At 71.8% G+C, this 15,651-nt stretch carries 16 protein-coding genes; 8 read left to right on the top strand and 8 right to left on the bottom strand.

Annotated features, from left to right (window positions below):
* The first annotated feature begins 21 nt into the window (after positions 1-21).
* The gene (locus tag B0I28_RS04890) at positions 22-369 is read left to right on the top strand and encodes a DoxX family protein (protein WP_106362702.1); all 348 of its coding nucleotides are present in this window, start codon (positions 22-24) and stop codon (positions 367-369) included.
* A gap of 65 nt (positions 370-434) precedes the next feature.
* Here B0I28_RS04890 and B0I28_RS04895 read toward each other — a convergent pair whose 3' ends face one another.
* A complete protein-coding gene (locus tag B0I28_RS04895; RefSeq protein WP_106362703.1) occupies positions 435-905 on the bottom strand; it encodes a carboxymuconolactone decarboxylase family protein in 471 nt (156 codons plus the stop codon).
* Positions 906-1,059: 154 nt separating this feature from the next.
* Between B0I28_RS04895 and B0I28_RS04900 the strand changes: the two genes are divergently transcribed.
* Positions 1,060-1,911, top strand: a complete 852-nt coding sequence (locus tag B0I28_RS04900; protein ID WP_106362704.1) for an oxidoreductase — start codon at positions 1,060-1,062, stop codon at positions 1,909-1,911.
* Here the strand turns inward: B0I28_RS04900 and B0I28_RS04905 are convergent.
* The 3 genes from B0I28_RS04905 to B0I28_RS04915 form a co-directional block, all read right to left on the bottom strand.
* Positions 1,905-2,285, bottom strand: coding sequence for a DUF2568 domain-containing protein (locus B0I28_RS04905; RefSeq protein WP_106362705.1), 381 nt, complete (start codon positions 2,283-2,285; stop codon positions 1,905-1,907). The genes B0I28_RS04900 and B0I28_RS04905 overlap by 7 nt on opposite strands.
* Before the next feature lie 82 nt (positions 2,286-2,367).
* Positions 2,368-5,910 carry a DNA polymerase III subunit alpha gene (gene dnaE, locus B0I28_RS04910; protein WP_106362706.1) on the bottom strand — a complete coding sequence of 1,181 codons (3,543 nt, stop codon included), beginning with the start codon at positions 5,908-5,910 and terminating at the stop codon, positions 2,368-2,370.
* Positions 5,911-6,059: 149 nt separating this feature from the next.
* A complete protein-coding gene (locus B0I28_RS04915; protein ID WP_219926576.1) occupies positions 6,060-6,854 on the bottom strand; it encodes a helix-turn-helix domain-containing protein in 795 nt (264 codons plus the stop codon).
* A gap of 126 nt (positions 6,855-6,980) precedes the next feature.
* On the opposite strand from B0I28_RS04915, the gene B0I28_RS04920 reads away from it, so the two are divergent.
* The 3 genes from B0I28_RS04920 (at position 6,981) to mobA (ending at position 9,281) form a co-directional block, all read left to right on the top strand.
* Entirely contained in the window at positions 6,981-7,379 is a 399-nt protein-coding gene (locus B0I28_RS04920; RefSeq protein ID WP_106362708.1) for a hypothetical protein, read from the top strand.
* A 156-nt stretch (positions 7,380-7,535) separates the two neighbouring features.
* Entirely contained in the window at positions 7,536-8,516 is a 981-nt protein-coding gene (locus B0I28_RS04925) for a DUF4192 domain-containing protein (RefSeq protein WP_106362709.1), read from the top strand.
* A 150-nt stretch (positions 8,517-8,666) separates the two neighbouring features.
* Positions 8,667-9,281: a molybdenum cofactor guanylyltransferase gene (gene mobA / locus B0I28_RS04930; RefSeq protein WP_106362710.1), complete on the top strand. Its 615-nt coding sequence runs from the start codon at positions 8,667-8,669 to the stop codon at positions 9,279-9,281.
* Positions 9,282-9,608: 327 nt separating this feature from the next.
* Here mobA and B0I28_RS04935 read toward each other — a convergent pair whose 3' ends face one another.
* Together B0I28_RS04935 and B0I28_RS04940 are read right to left on the bottom strand one after the other, a co-directional pair.
* On the bottom strand, positions 9,609-10,535 hold the full coding sequence (locus tag B0I28_RS04935; RefSeq protein ID WP_106362711.1) for a rhomboid family intramembrane serine protease: 927 nt from the start codon (positions 10,533-10,535) through the stop codon (positions 9,609-9,611).
* Between the two features lie 10 nt (positions 10,536-10,545).
* A complete protein-coding gene (locus B0I28_RS04940; RefSeq protein WP_106362712.1) occupies positions 10,546-11,058 on the bottom strand; it encodes a peptidylprolyl isomerase in 513 nt (170 codons plus the stop codon).
* A gap of 179 nt (positions 11,059-11,237) precedes the next feature.
* On the opposite strand from B0I28_RS04940, the gene B0I28_RS04945 reads away from it, so the two are divergent.
* Positions 11,238-11,537 carry a hypothetical protein gene (locus B0I28_RS04945; protein WP_106362713.1) on the top strand — a complete coding sequence of 100 codons (300 nt, stop codon included), beginning with the start codon at positions 11,238-11,240 and terminating at the stop codon, positions 11,535-11,537.
* 398 nt (positions 11,538-11,935) lie between these two features.
* On the opposite strand, the gene B0I28_RS04950 is transcribed toward B0I28_RS04945, so the two are convergent.
* Entirely contained in the window at positions 11,936-13,108 is a 1,173-nt protein-coding gene (locus B0I28_RS04950) for an aminotransferase-like domain-containing protein (protein ID WP_483866757.1), read from the bottom strand.
* Between the two features lie 268 nt (positions 13,109-13,376).
* Between B0I28_RS04950 and B0I28_RS04955 the strand changes: the two genes are divergently transcribed.
* Together B0I28_RS04955 and B0I28_RS04960 are read left to right on the top strand one after the other, a co-directional pair.
* Entirely contained in the window at positions 13,377-13,895 is a 519-nt protein-coding gene (locus B0I28_RS04955) for a YbhB/YbcL family Raf kinase inhibitor-like protein (protein WP_106362715.1), read from the top strand.
* A complete protein-coding gene (locus B0I28_RS04960) occupies positions 13,888-15,045 on the top strand; it encodes a thiolase family protein (protein WP_106362716.1) in 1,158 nt (385 codons plus the stop codon). Before B0I28_RS04955 ends, B0I28_RS04960 begins: the two co-directional genes overlap by 8 nt.
* A gap of 166 nt (positions 15,046-15,211) precedes the next feature.
* On the opposite strand, the gene B0I28_RS04965 is transcribed toward B0I28_RS04960, so the two are convergent.
* Positions 15,212-15,472 carry a cell division protein CrgA gene (locus B0I28_RS04965; RefSeq protein WP_106362717.1) on the bottom strand — a complete coding sequence of 87 codons (261 nt, stop codon included), beginning with the start codon at positions 15,470-15,472 and terminating at the stop codon, positions 15,212-15,214.
* Positions 15,473-15,651 lie beyond the last annotated feature (179 nt).

A 15,651-nucleotide genomic window follows, 5' to 3' on the forward strand; every position in this document is an offset into this window, starting at 1 on the left:
CTACAGAACCGGAGCAGTCCGATGAGCATCGCCTACACCATCGTCACCGTCGCCGCGGCCCTCTGGACCGGGTTCTCGGCCTACTCGATCTGGGCGAAGGCCCCGTACGTGGTCGAGCCCCTGCGGCACTACGGCGTCCCGCAGTCGTGGTGGTTCCGGCTGGGCCTCGCGAAGGCCGCCGGGTCGGCCGGCCTCCTCGTCGGCCTGGCCGTCCCGTGGATCGGCATCGCCGCGGGCGCCGGCCTGGTCCTGTACTTCCTCGGCGCGGTCGTCACCGTGGCGCGGGCCCGCGCGTACGGGATGCTCGTCGCCCCGCTCATGTACCTCGTCCCGGCGGCCGCCACGCTCACCCTCGGCATCCTCGTCTGAGCCTTTCCATTACGGCCGCAAAGGAAAAGGGCCCGCGCGGTGCGCGGGCCCTTCCTCCTGTTCCCTTAACGCTGCCACTGCTCGGCGAAGGAGACGCCGACCTTGGGACTGCCGATGAGCGCGAGCGGCGTGAAGAACCCGATCTGCCCGAGGACCCCGATGAGGACGACGATCTGCTCCTCGGTGAGGTGCTTGCGGGCCTCGTCGACGAGCTCGTCGGAGACGCGCTCGCCGGTCGGGTTCGGGGTGTGGACGGCCTCGGCGAGGGCCAGCGCGGCCCGCTCGGCGTCGGTGAACAGCGGCGAGGTGCGCCAGGTGGCGACGGCGCCGAGCCGCTCGGGGGTGTCGTCGGCGGCTTCGAGCTGCCGGGCGGTGAAGTAGCTGGAGCCGAGGAGCTGCCCGACGCGCAGGTGCACGAGCGACGCGGTCTTCGCGGGGAGGGCGCCGTCGGCGTTCACCTTGTTGACGGCGGCGGCGATCTCGTTGACGACGGGCAGGTACTGGGCGGGGTTCTCGATGCGGGGCAGGACGATCATGGCGGTGTTCCCTTCTCGGTGTTCGCGGTTCTGCCTCCATGACGGATGCCTGGACGCCGATGTGACCGCCCTTCGTGCGATGCGCGTCACATGAGATTGCGGGAGGGGTCGGCGCGGGCCCGGCGTTGAAAGGCGCACCGACGAAGGGACCCCCATGAGCACTCCTCCCACGCGATCTGCCGAGGGCCGCGTCTGGCTGGTCACCGGCGCCGCCGCCGGGTTCGGCCGGGCGATCACCGAGGCCGCGGTCGCCGCGGGCGACACGGTGGTCGCGACCGCCCGCACCCCGGAGGCGCTCGGCGACCTGGCCGCGGCGCACCCGGGCCGGGTCGTCCCGGTCCGCCTGGACGTGACCGACCCGGAGCGGATCCGCGCGGTCGTCGCCGAGACCATGCTCTGGTACGGCCGCATCGACGTGCTGGTCAACAATGCGGGCCGCGGGCACCTCGGCGCGGTCGAGGAGACCACGGACGCGGAGCTGCGGTCCCTCATGGATCTGCACGTGTTCGGGCCCGCGAACCTGGTCCGGGAGGTCCTGCCGCACATGCGGCTGCGCCGTTCGGGCGCGATCGTGCAGCTCTCCAGCATGGGCGGGCGCACGTCGTTCCCCGGCGTGGGCGCCTACTCGGCGACGAAGTTCGCGCTCGAAGGGCTCAGCGTCGCGCTCGCGGCGGAGGTCCGGCCGCACGGGATCGACGTGATGGTGGTGGAGCCGAGCGCGTTCCGCACGTCGTTCGCGAGCGGCGGGCACACCGAGTCGGCGCCTGTGGAGGGCTACGAGGACACGGTGGGGCGGTTCCGGGAGTCGTTCCCGGCATCGGACGGCAGCCAGCCGGGCGACCCGGCGAAGGCCGCGGCGGCGATCGTCGCGGCGCTCGGCGCCGAGGAGGTGCCGCTGCGCCTCGTCCTGGGGGACACGGCGGTCGACGCGATCCGCAGGGACCTCGCCGCGCAGGCCGCGGAACTGGACGCATGGGAGCACGTGTCCCGCGCGATGGGCTACTGAGCGAGCAGCCACCGCCAGCGCGGCAGCTCCGCGGCCAGCGACGCCGCCGTCAGGGCGCTCAACGCGATCGCGGCCCATGCGGGCCAGGCGATCCAGGCGCAGACGACCCCGGCGGCCATGGTCGCCGCGAGGATGAGGACCGTGACCGGTCCGGGGACGGGGACGATCGCGGAGGGCTTGTCGCCGGGCGTGGCGAACACGGTCGGGATGGCGATCGCGACGACGACCGCGGCGATCCCGAGGGCGAGGTTGACCTGGGCGGCGGCGGTGCCGAGCGCGGCCCACGCGGCGATCTCGGTGAGGAACCGCAGGGCCGCGGCGGTGCGCCGCTTCGGCGAGGCCGCGCCGAGGTCGTGGACGGGGGTCTGGGTCACGGTCCGATGATCCTCCGCGAAGCGCTGCGCCGCAAACGCGGACGGGCCCGCCGTCCCCGGCGGGCCCGTCCCCGAAACGCGGTCAGCCCATGAGGGCCCCGGCGCCGAGGAGCGCCTTCAGGTCCGCGGACAGCTCCACGGACGGCCGAACCCGCCACGCGTCGCCGAGCGCCAGCAGGGTCGTCTTGGGCCCGTTGGCGATCTGGACGCGGACCTGCGCCTCGCCGCGGTGGGTCCGGAACGTGTCGGAGAGCTTCTCGATCAGGTCCGGGTTGACCGACGCGGCCCGCAGCGCGAGCGTGATCGGCGCCGAGTTCGACTCCGGGCCCGAGGTCGTGTCGAGGACGGCGAGGTCCTGCGCGATGAGCTGCGCGGTGCCGTCCCGCCGGTCGAGCTTGCCCTTGACGCAGCAGATGAGGTCGTCGGCGAGCGACTCCGACACCAGCTCGTACGTGTTCGGGAAGAACCGCACCTCGATCGAGCCGGCCAGGTCCTCCAGGGTCGCGGACGCCCACAGCTTGCCCTGCTTGGTGACCCGCTTCGCGACGTTCTGGAGGATCCCCGCGACCCGCACGTTCGCGCCGTCGGGCAGCTCCTCGCCGTGCAGGGCCGCGACCGGCCGGTCCGCGTTCGACGACAGGAGCCGCTCGAACCCGTTGAGCGGGTGGTCGGAGACGTACAGGCCGAGCATCTCCCGCTCGAACCCGAGCTTGTCGCGCCGGTCCCACTCGTCGTCGGCGATGGTCAGGTCCACGCCGAGCGTGTCGGTGGTCTCCTCCATCATCCCGCCGAACAGGTCGAACTGGCCCCGCGCCTCCTCCTTCTTGATCGACACCATCGCGTCGATCGCCTTCTCGTGCACCTCGGCGAGGCCCCGCCGCGCGTGCCCGAGCGAGTCGAACGCGCCCGCCTTGATGAGCGACTCGACGGTCCGCTTGTTGCACACCGCCGCCGGGACCTTCTGGAGGAAGTCCTTGAAGTCCGCGTACGCGCCCTTCTCCTCGCGCGCCTCGATGATCCCGGCGACGACGTTCGCGCCGACGTTGCGCACCGCGCCGAGCCCGTACCTGATGTCCTTGCCGACCGGGTGGAACATGTGCCGCGACTCGTTCACGTCCGGCGGCATCACCGTGATCCCCATGCGCCGGCACTCCGACAGGTACACCGCGGCCTTGTCCTTCGAGTCGCCCACCGACGTCAGCAGCGCCGCCATGTACTCCGCCGGGTAGTTCGCCTTCAGGTAGGCGGTCCAGTACCCGACGAGCGCGTACCCGGCCGCGTGCGACTTGTTGAACGCGTACCCGGCGAACGGGAGCATGATGTCCCACAGGGTCTTGATCGAGTCCTTGGAGTACCCGTTCGACTGCATGCCCGCCTCGAACGCCGCGAACTGCTTCTCCAGGACGTCGAGCTTCTTCTTGCCCATGGCCTTGCGGAGCACGTCCGCCTGCCCCATCGTGAACCCGGCGAGCTTCTGCGCGATGCGCATGATCTGCTCCTGGTAGACGATCAGGCCGTACGTCTCGGCGAGGATCTCCTCCAGGGCGTCCGCCAGCTCCGGGTGCAGCGGCGTGACCTCCTGCCGCTTGTTCTTGCGGTCGGCGTAGTTGTTGTGCGAGTTCGCGGCCATCGGGCCCGGCCGGTACAGGGCGTTCACGGCGATGATGTCGTTGAACTCGGTGGGCTGCATCCGCTTCAGCAGCTCGCGCATGGCCCCGCCGTCGAGCTGGAACACCCCGAGGCTGTCGCCGCGCGCCAGCAGCTCGTACGCCTTCGGGTCGTCCGTCGCGAGCGTGTCCAGGTCCAGCTCGATCCCCCGGTTCAGCTTGATCGCCTCGATCGCGTCGCCGATGACCGTGAGGTTCCGCAGCCCCAGGAAGTCCATCTTCAGCAGGCCGATGTCCTCGCACGACGGGTAGTCCCACCCGGTGATGATCGACCCGTCCGGCCTGGCCCACATGGGGATGCAGTCCACGAGCGGCTGCGACGACAGGATGACCGCGCACGCGTGGACGCCCGCGTTGCGGATCAGCCCCTCCAGGCCCAGCGCCGTGTCGAAGATCGTGCGGACCTCGCCGTCCGACTCGATGAGGCTGCGGACCTCCTGCGCCTCCTTGTACCGCTCGTGGCCCGGGTCCATGATCCCCGACAGCGGGATGTCCGTGGCGGCCACGGGCGGCGGCAGGGCCTTCGTGATCCGCTCGGCGATCGAGAACCCCGGCTGCCCGTGGTGGACGCGCGCGGAGTCCTTGATCGCGGCCTTGGTCTTGATGGTGCCGAACGTGATGACCTGGGCGACGAACTCCTTCCCGTACTTCTCCGTCGCGTACGTGATCATCTCGCCGCGCCGCCGGTCGTCGAAGTCGATGTCGATGTCGGGCATCGACACGCGCTCGGGGTTGAGGAACCGCTCGAACAGCAGCCCGTGCTCGATCGGGTCGATGTTCGTGATCTTCATCGCGTACGCGACGAGCGAACCGGCCGCGGACCCGCGGCCCGGTCCCACGTAGATCCCCACCGAGCGGGCGTGGGAGATGAGGTCGGCGACCACCAGGAAGTACGACGGGTACCCCGCGTTGATGATGACGTTCAGTTCGAGCTCGGCCCGCTCCAGGTACTCCGCGGGCACGTCCCGGCCCGGGAACCGCTCCGCCAGGCCGACCCGCACCTGCTCGCGCAGCCACGTCCCCTGGTCGTGCCCCTCGGGCACGTCGATGACCGGCATCCGGTCCTGCACGGCGAACACGTCCTCGTAGGACTCGACCATGTCGGCGACGAGCAGCGTGTTCGCGCAGCCCTCCTGCCACAGGTCGTCGTTCTTGATCCCGTACATCTGCTCGGCCGAGCGCAGGAAGTAGCCCTCGCCGTCGAATTTGAACCGCTTCGGGTCGTCGAGCGTCGTCCCCGACTGGACGCACAGCAGCGCCGCGTGCGTCGACTTCTGGTCCTCGGTCACGAAGTGGGAGTCGTTGGTGACCAGCGGCCGCAGCTTCATCTTCTGCGCCATCTCGTACAGCTCGTTCTTGACGCGCATGTCGATCTGGTTGTCGTGGTCCATGATCTCCAGGAAGAAGTTCTCCGGCCCGAAGATGTCCCGGTAGTCGGAGGCCGCCTGGTACGCGGCCTCGTGCTGGCCGAGCCGGAACCGGGTCTGCACCTCCCCGGAGGGGCAGCCGGTGGTCGCGACGATCCCCTCGGCGTGCTGGGCGATGAGCTCGCGGTCCATGCGCGGCTTGTAGTAGTAGCCCTCGAAGGACGCGATGCTGGAGAGCTTGAAGAGGTTCCGCAGGCCGGTCGAGTTCTTCGCGACCATCGTCATGTGCGTGTAGGAGCCGCCGCCGGAGAGGTCGTCGCCGCGCTGGCTCGGCTCGCCCCAGAAGACGGGCTTCTTGTGGAACCGGTCCTGCGGCGCGATGTACGCCTCGATGCCGAGGATCGGCTTGATCCCGGTCTTCTTCGCCTCCTGGTAGAAGGCGTACCCGCCGTACATGTTGCCGTGGTCGGTCATGGCGATCGCGGGCTGGCCGAGCCGCTGCGCCTCTGCGAACAGGGGTTTGAGTTTCGCGGCTCCGTCGAGCATCGAGTACTCGGTGTGCACGTGCAGGTGGACGTACTGGTTCGACACGCTTCGCTCCCGCTTTGACCTGTGGTTTTGTCCTCGCTGGGCCCCCGGCCGCGCCCCCGCGGACGGCCCGCTCCAGACCCTCTAGCCTAGCCCCCCGGCGGGCCCGGCCGCGCGGCCTCCGCGGCCCCGATGGGCGCCGCCACGGTCGCTCAGGGGCGCTCGGCGAACGCCTCGCGGGTGGCGTCGTCGAGCGGGAAGAACAGCTCCACGGCGAGTTCGGAGACCGTGACGTCGCGGGGCGCGCCGAACGTCGCGATCGTCGTGAACATCGACAGGTCGCCGCGCGGGGTGCGCACCCGCAGGGGCAGCGCGATCGGGCTCGGGGCGGCCCCGTCCCACCGGCCGTCTTCCTCGCCGACGGGCTGGTAGGAGCGGACCTCCTCGACGAGCGCGGCCACCGCCGGGTGCTCGTCGACGGCGAACTGCTCGCGCAGCCGGTCCAGGAAGTACTGCTGCACTTCGCGGAAGTTCAGCAGCCGCGGCGCGAGCCCGCCGGGGTGCAGGGCCGCGCGGGCGAGGTTGGCGCGGCCCGAGAGCAGTGCCGGGTCGACGCCCTCCATGAGCCGGGCGGCGCCGCCGTTGAAGTCGAGGAGGTTCCCGAACCGGTCGACGACGACCGCCGGGAGCGGGTCGTGGTGCTCCAGGATCATCCCGACGGCCTGCCGGGCCACGGCGAGCCGGTCGTCCCAGTAGTCGGTCTCGTCCCATTCGGGCGCGAAGCGCGCGGCCACGAGCAGCGCGTTGCGTTCGCGCAGCGGCACGCCGAGCGCCTCGGCGAGGCGCAGGACCATGCGGCGGCTGGGCTCGGCGCGGCCGGTCTCGACGCGGGAGAGGTGCCTCGCGGAGACGCCGGTCTGCACGGACAGCTCGAACTGGCTCAGGCGGCGCCGCTCGCGCCACTGCCGCAGGAGCGCACCGAACGCGGGGAGGGTCTGGACGGTCACGGCGCAACCGTATCCGCGGCCCGGACCGGGGGCCATGACCTCCGAGGTCATTGCGGGCCGGACCGGGCGCGCCGACGATGGTCGGCATGCGGCGACCGCCCGGGTCCCGCCCTTTCGGAGGATCTCATGACGACGACCACCCGCTCCGCTTCCGAGGCCCGCCTGCGCTCGGTCCTGCGCCAGGACGCCGCCGCCTGCGCGGCCTTCGGCCTCCTCATGACCGCCGGGTTCGCCCTGGTCGACCGGCTGCTGGGCCTCGGCCCGGCCTGGTCGGTGCCGCTCGGCGTGTACCTGCTCGGCTGCGCGGCCGCCCTGGCGCTGGTCGCCGGGTACCCGGCGCTGGTGCGGGGACAGGTGATCGGCGTGGTGGCGAACAATGCCGCGGCCGCGGCGGCCCTGGCGGCGCTGCCGTTCACGGGCCTGGTGGACCTGACGGTCCTGGGCACGATCGTGCTGCTCGGCGGGGCCGCCCTGGTGGCGCTGTTCGCGGTGCTCGAAGGCACGGGCGCGAAGCGCCTCGCCTGACCCGGGCCGCGGGCGGCGCGTCCGCGCCGCCCGCGGCTACCACGCCGCTGCGCAACACGCCAAACAATCCACAACCACTTTTCAAGTCGAAAACAGTTATCCACAGGATGAAAAGGAATTCTTGCCAGTAGTCGACCCCTGACGGACAGTTGACCCATGCACACCACACAGGCAAGAATCAGCATCAAGGGCCCCACTGACCTTCTTTCTACAATCCCCCACCTGCTCGGTTTCCATCCCGAGCACAGCCTCGTCGCGGTGGGCCTCATCGCCCGGAAACTCCAGTGCACCTTCCGGGTGGACCTCCCCGGCTCCGCCGACCACCTGGAGCACCTGGTCGACCTGACGGCGCAGCTCAGCCGCAACAACTGCGACGAGTGCGTGGTCGTCGCCTACGGCGACAAGGAGGTCGCCGAGGCCTCGATCGCCCGCGCGGCCCTCCGCTTCGACCACGCGGGCATCCGTCCGCTTGACCAGCTCCGCGTGACCGACGGCCGCTGGTTCAGCCTGACCTGCGACCAGCCCTGCTGCCCGGCCGAGGGCATGCTCCTCCCCGAGTCCACACCGGCGTCCTGCGAGGTCGCGGTCGCGGGCTGCCACGCGGCGGCCGACCGCGCCGCGATCGCCGAGCAGCTGGCCCCGGCCCCGCCGGGCCGCCGCGCCGCGGTCGAACGGGCGGTGGCGAAGTCGCTCGCCGCCGAAGCGGACCTCGACTGGGCGGGCCAGCGCTCCGCGGACCTCAACGCGATCGACCACTGGCTGAGCACGAGCGCCCTCCCGGGCCCTGACGACATCGCCTCGATCGGCCTCGCCTTGGGCGACCTGGACATCCGCGACTACGCGCTCCGCCGCATCTCCAGCGGCCGGCTCGAAGGCAACCGGATCGACCTGTGGCTGTGGGTCGCCCGCCACATGGCGGACGACCTCCTCGCTCCGGCCGCGACGGTCGCGGGCTTCGCCGCCTACCGCTTCGGGAACGGCGTCCTCGCCCTCGAAGCGTTCGAGACGGCGCTGAAGGCGAGCCCGCACTACCGGCTCGCGCAGATGCTCATGGCCGCGCTTCAGGCGGGCTACCCGCCGAGCGCCCTCGGCAGCATCGGCACCGGCGACATCGAAGCCGCGGAGAAAGAGGACTGACCCGAAGACCCGGCCTCCCCCGGAAACCCACCAAGAGAGAAGAGCAGTAATGCCACCGGAATCGAAACTTCATCGATCGGAGCAGACACGCACCGGAGCCGCACCTTCCACAGGCCACCGCGCCCCGCCGGGGATGGCTAGTCTGGGGGCATGGGTGAACTCCCGAGCGATTTCGCCGCGATCCTCCTGGTCGGCGGCAGGGCCCGGCGATTCGCCGGATGCGCGAAGAGCGAACTGGTCGTCGACGGCGCCACGATCCTCGAACGCATGCTGGCCGCCTGCGCCGGGGCGGCCGCCCGGGTCGTGGTGGGCGCGCGGCCCTCCGATGCCGCGCCCCTCCCCGAAGGGGTGGTCCAGGTCCTGGAGGACCCGCCGGGTTCGGGCCCGGCGAGGTCGGTCCGGACCGGCCTGGGGCACGTCCCCGACCACTGCACGCGGGTGGCGGTCCTCCCCGGGGACCTCCCGTTCCTGACGCCCGAGGCGCTGCGGCTCCTCCTGGGCACGGCGGACGCGGCGGGCCCGGAGACCGGAGCGGTCTTCTGCGACAACGCGGGACGCAGGCAGTGGCTGTGCGGCGTATGGCCCGCGGACCGCCTCCGCCGCAACGCGGCAGGGGTCGAACCGGGAGCCCCCGCGAGGCTCCTGTTCACCGGGATCGACATCGAGACCGTGGTCTGGGAGGACGCCAGTCCGCCCCCGTGGTTCGACTGCGACACCCCGGAGGACCTCGACCAGGCCCGGACCTGGGCCGCCGACCTCAAATAGCGGCACCGACCACGACCGACGCCACCGCGACCACCGGCCTCCCCGGCATCGCACGGCCCCGGTCGCCCTGCCGCAAGGGCGGTCAACGACGACCGCCGGCCGCCGCCGAGGCGACGGCCTCCGACACCATGCAGGCAAACGACATCGGGCGGGTGGGCGAGGGGCGGGGTGGGGGCGGGGGGGAGGGGCCGCCGAAGCGATCGTGAGTAGTGCAGGGCAAGCGCTGTCAGCTCCGGCCCCCAAGGGTGGTCGCGCGGAGCGCTCGCGTCGCGCATGAACCCCGGCCGGACCCGCCGGGCCCCGGGGCCGCCTTGCGGCGGCCCGGGGTCAGACGACGTCGAAGCGGTTGTCGAGGGCGCCGGTCTGGAAGAACGTGACCGCGGCGAGCGCGATCAGGAACAGCGCGAAGCCGACCCAGTGCAGCTGGCGCCGCTCGCGCGGCGTGAAGGTGAGGATCGCGCCGCAGATCAGGCCGCCGATGAGGCCGCCGACATGGCCCGCGAGGCTGAAGCCCATGAAGATGGTCAGCACCAGGTTGAGGCCCAGGAGCACGTAAATGCCCTGGTTGTCGCGCCGGAGCTTGCGGTTGACCATGATGAGGAGCCCGAACAGGCCGTAGACGGCGCCGGAGGCGCCGGCCGTGAACGTGTCGTACGAGAACAGGTAGACCGCGACCGAGCCGGCCAGGCCCGAGAGGAAGTAGGCCGCGGTGAACCGCGCGGGCCCGAGGTCGCGTTCGAGGATCCGCCCGAGCATCCACAGCACCACCATGTTGAACAGCAGGTGGATGGCGCCGAAGTGCAGGAACATGGCCGTGACCATGCGGTAGTACCCGCCCGCGGCCACGACCGGCGCGGTGAACGTGCTGCCGAAGAGCGCTACCGGCACGTCGGTGTTGTAGCCGGGCACGTACCCGATCTCGGCGCCGAGCATGTGCAGCGGGGTCATCGTCGAGGTCGTGACCGCCGCGAGGCTGCCGCCCGCGACGATCGCCAGGACGAACACCGCGACGTTCGCGCCGATGAGGATCTTCGTGGCGGTCCCGGCGGCGCCCGCGCGCGAGCCGCCGCCGAACGACGAACGCGTCTTGCGCATCGTCCGGCGGCCCTCGGCCACGCAGTCGGGGCATTGGAAGCCCACGGGGGCGTCGATCCGGCAGTCGGCGCAGATCGGCTTGTCGCAGCGCACGCAGCGCAGATACGTCTGGCGGTTCCGGTGGCGATAGCAGACCGGGGCCGACTGCTCTTCGCTCATCGAGGCCTTGCTACTTCTCGATGACGACGGACTCGATGACGATCTCGTTGACCGGGCGGTCCATCGGGCCGGTCGGGGTCTTGCCGATGCGGTCGACGACCGACTGCGACTCGGGGTCGGTGACCTCGCCGAAGATGGTGTGCTTGAAGTTCAGGTGCGGGGTCGGGCCCAGCGTGATGAAGAACTGGGAGCCGTTGGTGCCGGGCCCGGCGTTCGCCATGGCGAGGAGGTACGGCTTGCCGAAGTGGAGGTCCGGGTGGAACTCGTCGGCGAACTGGTAGCCGGGGCCGCCGCGGCCGGTGCCGGTCGGGTCGCCGCCCTGGATCATGAAGCCGTCGATGACGCGGTGGAAGATCACACCGTCGTAGTACGGGCCCGAGCCGGGCTGGCCGGTCTCCGGGTCCTTGTACTCCTTGGTGCCCTCCGCGAGCCCCACGAAGTTCGCCACGGTCTTGGGCGCGTGGTTGTCGAGCAGTTCGATCCGGATGTCCCCGGCATTGGTCTTGAGCGTCGCCTTCGTCATGGCGTCAATGGTGCCAGACGGCCGAGGTTCGTCCAACTTTCTCCCCCGTTTCCCTCGACGGGTGTCACAGGCCGGTGCACGATGAGTTGTACATGCACCTAGAGGAGGCATTCACGATGGGCTTCAGCCGACGTTCCGCGACTCCCACCCGGGAGGCAGTGGACCATTTCAAGCACGGTGTGACCTCGTTCAAGGACGCGGGGTTCGCGGCCGCGCGCGGCACGCGCGACGCCGCGGCGCCGAAGGTCAACGTCGTCCTCACCAAGGTGGGGCTGCGCAAGCCCCCGGCGCCCAAGTGGCCGTGGGTCGCCGGCGCCATCGGGGCGGGCCTGGCGGTCGGCGGGGCCGTCGCGTACCTGTGGTACCGCCGGCGCACCGAGTCGATCGGGGAGCAGCTCCTCGCCGACGAGCTCCTCGACGACACGGAGCTGGACGACCGGGCGCTCCACGAGGAGCTCGTCGACAGCGCGAGCCGGTAGCGGCACCGGCGGCTCGGCAATCCGGGGGGATGCCGCCGCCGCGCCACAAGAGAAGGAACACCGCCCGGCCCGGGGCCGGGCTATCGGGGATCCGTGGGGGCACGGGTCCCCGGAATCGTTCCGGGGCAAGAAGAGCGCGGGACGCGGGAAAGGGCAACGCCGGACCGGTGTCTCGTCCCGGGGGGGAGTGGGCGAGTCCACCGATCCGGCGTCAGGGGGCGGGATAACGGCTGCTGCCGCGGCTGGGCCGCGGCCACGCAACCGATTGTGTCGCCCCGCTCGCTCGCGGGGAAGGGCGGTGCGGTGGCGGTTATACGCCATGTCGCATAACCGCCATCCATACTCGACCGAGTGTTCCCGTGCCGTCACGATACGTGTCGTGACGGACGGTGCCGCGGTCAGGCGCGGGAGCTCTCCACGGCCTTCGCGAGGCGGCGCACGCCCTCGTCGATGCGGTCGGCCTTCACGGCCGAGTACGCCAGGCGCAGGCAGGACTCGCCGCCTTCGAGCACGAAGTCGGTGCCCTTGACGACCTGGACGCCCTCCTCGGCGGCCGCGGCCGCGACCTTCGCGCAGTCGACGCCCTCGCCGAGGTCGACCCACAGGAAGTAGCCGCCGTCGGGGACGACGAACTCGGCGTTCGGCAGGTGCGCGCGCAGCGACGCGGCGAGCTGGTCGACGCGCTCCTCCAGGGCGGCCTTCACCGTCTCGATCGACCGGTCGAGCGCGCCGGAGGCCGCGAACTGGTAGATCGTGGACTGCGCGAACATGTTCGGCGCGATGTACGTGTTCGTGGCGGCGGCCGCGATCTGCGCGATCAGGTCGGCGGGGCCGACGAGGTAGCCGGTGCGCAGGCCGGGGCAGACGGTCTTGGAGAACGAGGACGCGTACACGACGCGCTGGTCGCGGTCCTGCTCCAGCATGGTCGGGAACTGCTCGCCGCGGAAGCGGATGTCGAGGTACGGGTCGTCCTCGAAGATCGTGAAGTCGTACTCGTTCGCGAGCTGGAGGAGGCGGACGCGCTTCTCGCCGGAGAGCGTGACGCCGGCCGGGTTCTGGAAGTTCGGGATGATGTGCGCCAGGGACGGGCGCACGCCGCCCTTGAGCAGCACCTCCAGCTCCTCGATGTCGAGGCCGTCGGCCTGGACGCGGACCGGGTGGAGGCGGCCGCGGCGCTCGCGCAGGCCGAGCAGGGTGCGGTCGTAGGTGGGCCGTTCGACGATCACCGGCGAGTCGGGCTTGACGAGCGCGTCGAACAGGAACGCGTCGGCCTGCATCGAGCCGTTGGTGACCAGCACGTTCTCGGGGTTCACGCCGTGCTTCGCGGCGATCCACTCGCGCAGCGCGGGGTAGCCCACGGACGTGCCGTAGCCGGTGGTCCCGGCCGGGTCGGCGTCGAGGGCGGCCGTGGCCGCGGCCTTGATGCCCTCGGTGTCGACGATGTCGAGCGACGGGGCGCCCCGGGAGAAAGAGATGACGTCGGTGTTCGGCATGACACCAGCGTAAGCGGCCCATAGGGCGGGCGTCGAGCGGTATGCGGGCGCGCCGCGGCGCAGCTCACGCGGCGGCACCGGGAGGGAGCGCGGGGCAGCGCCGGTCAGCGCCCGGCACGGGCCGGGGACGGGCCCGGGGCGGGTCCCGGATCGAGAGGGGGACGGGACCGGTTCGCACCCCGGACGGGACCCTCATCGGGCACGGCGCGGCGGGCCCGACGCGCGGTCCGCTCCGGCGGGAGCGCCGGGCGCGATACGGTGCAGGAGAAACCGTTCGCAGAAGCACAGATCCCGCGGCCCCGCGGGCGGACCGGTTCCGCGCCGAGGGCCCGGAAGGAGGAGGACGATGACGTCGCTCGACCGCACGAGGGCCCCGTGGCCCTACGATTTCCTTCCCCCCGTCCCGTCGTTCACCGTCGTCTCCGACGACGTCGCCGACGGCGAGGTGCTCCCGCAGGCGCAGGTCGCCGGGGAGGACGTGTCCCCGCACCTGGCATGGTCCGGGTTCCCCGACGAGACCGCGGCGTTCGCCGTGACCTGCTACGACCCCGACGCGCCCACCGGGTCCGGCTGGTGGCACTGGATGCTCCTGGGCCTCGACGCCTCCGTGACCGAGCTGCCGACCGGCGCCGCGGCCTCGCCGCCGCCGGGGATCGTGCAGCTGCGCAACGACTCCGGGACCGTCGGCTTCGCGGGCGCCGCGCCGCCGCCCGGCGACCCCGACCACCGGTACCTGTTCGCCGTGCACGCCTTGCAGGACCAGGTCGACGTCGAGCCGACCTCGTCGATGGCGGTCGGGGCGTTCCACTTGACGTTCAACACGATCGCGCGCGCGGTCATCGCGCCGGTGTACCGCAATGGCTGAGGCCGTAGTCCTCGCCGCCGCCCGCACCCCGCTGGGACGGCGCGGCGGCGTGCTCTCCGGCGTCCACGCCGTGGACCTGGCCGCGCACGCGATGAACGCGGCCCTGGAGCGGTCGGGCCTCGGCCCGGACGCCGTCGACGACGTGGTCCTCGGGTGCGTCTCGCAGGTCGGGGAGCAGTCGTGGAACATCGCCCGGAACGCGGTCCTCGCCGCGGGCTGGCCCGACGCGATCCCCGGGACCACGGTGGACCGGCAGTGCGGGTCGAGCCAGCAGGCGGTCGCGTTCGCGGCCGCGGCGGTGCTCGCCGGGCACGCCGACGTCGTCGTCGCGGGCGGCGTCGAGTCGATGTCGCGGGTGCCGATGGGGTCGAGCCTCGGCGCGGGCGCGGGGGAGCCGTACGGGCCCGCCGTGCGCGAACGCTATGCGGCGCAGGTCGACGCGACCGAGGCGATGCCGTTCAACCAGGGCGTGGCCGCGCAGCGGGTCGCCGCGAAGTACGGGATCGGCCGGGAGGCGATGGACGCGTTCGCGCTCGCCAGCCACGAGAAGGCCGCCGCGGCGACCGACAAGGGCCGCTTCAAGGCCGAGATCGCGCCGATCGCGGGCGTCGAGGCCGACGAGGGCATCCGGCGGGACACGAGCCTGGAGCGGCTCGCGGGGCTGCGCCCCGCGTTCACCGCGGACGGGACCGTGACGGCGGGGTCGTCGTCGCAGATCTCGGACGGGGCGGCGGCGCTGGTCGTCACCACCGACGAGCACGCCCGGCGGCTCGGGGTGCGGCCGCTCGCGCGGATCGCGGCGGCGTGCGCGGTGGGCTCAGACCCGGTGCTCATGCTGGACGGGCCGATCCCGGCGACCGCGAAGATCCTGCGGCGCACCGGACTCGACCTCGACGAGATCGACGTGTTCGAGGTGAACGAGGCGTTCTCGGCGATCCCGCTCGCGTGGCTGGCGGAGACCGGCGCGGACGAGGAGCGGATGAACCCGAACGGCGGCGCGATCGCCCTCGGCCACCCGCTCGGCGCCTCGGGCGCGCGGCTCGCCGCGACCATGCTCCATCACATGCAGGCCGACGGGTTGCACCGCGGCCTCCAGGTCATGTGCGAGGGCGGCGGCATGGCGAACGCGACGGTCTTCGAACTGCTGTAACGAAACCGGAGCAACCCGGCAGATCACGAAATAACGCGATAAATCCGCCCTTAAGGGACCCCTGGCACAAGAGTACGCCGGGGGTCCGACATGTTCGGGGCCGAGTCCACGCGAGGAGGACTCGGGTTCGGGGCGGGGTGCCGGGGCCTGCCTGAGACGGGCCCGGTCAGCGCCACTTCGAGAGGACGAGCAGGGCCGCGACCATGCAGGAGAAGCCGACCGCGAGGTTCCAGTAGCCCCAGGCCTCGACGGGGAAGGCCATGCCGGAGAGGTAGAACAGGGTCAGCCAGCCGATGCCGATCACGATGAGGGCGACGGCGGTGATCGGGACCCAGGTGGGGCTCGGCTCGTAGCTCTCGCCCGAGCTGGTGCTCGTGCCAGCAGAGCTTGAGTAGACCTTCTTCTTGCGCACGCGTGACTTCGGCATCGACGACTCTCCAACTGAGGGACATGTCCGGCGTCCAGGGTACCGCCCGCCGGTGACGCGGCGTCCGCGCGGCATCGCGTAGCTCACACCCCGGCGGCGACCTGCCCGGTTCCGGGCGGCGAACGCGTGTAAGGAGTATGGCGGGACCGCCGGGCGGCCCGCCCGGCGCGCCCGGGCCG

Origin of the sequence: Glycomyces artemisiae (genome assembly GCF_003002955.1) — a bacterium.
GTDB classification, from domain to species: domain Bacteria; phylum Actinomycetota; class Actinomycetes; order Mycobacteriales; family Micromonosporaceae; genus Glycomyces; species Glycomyces artemisiae.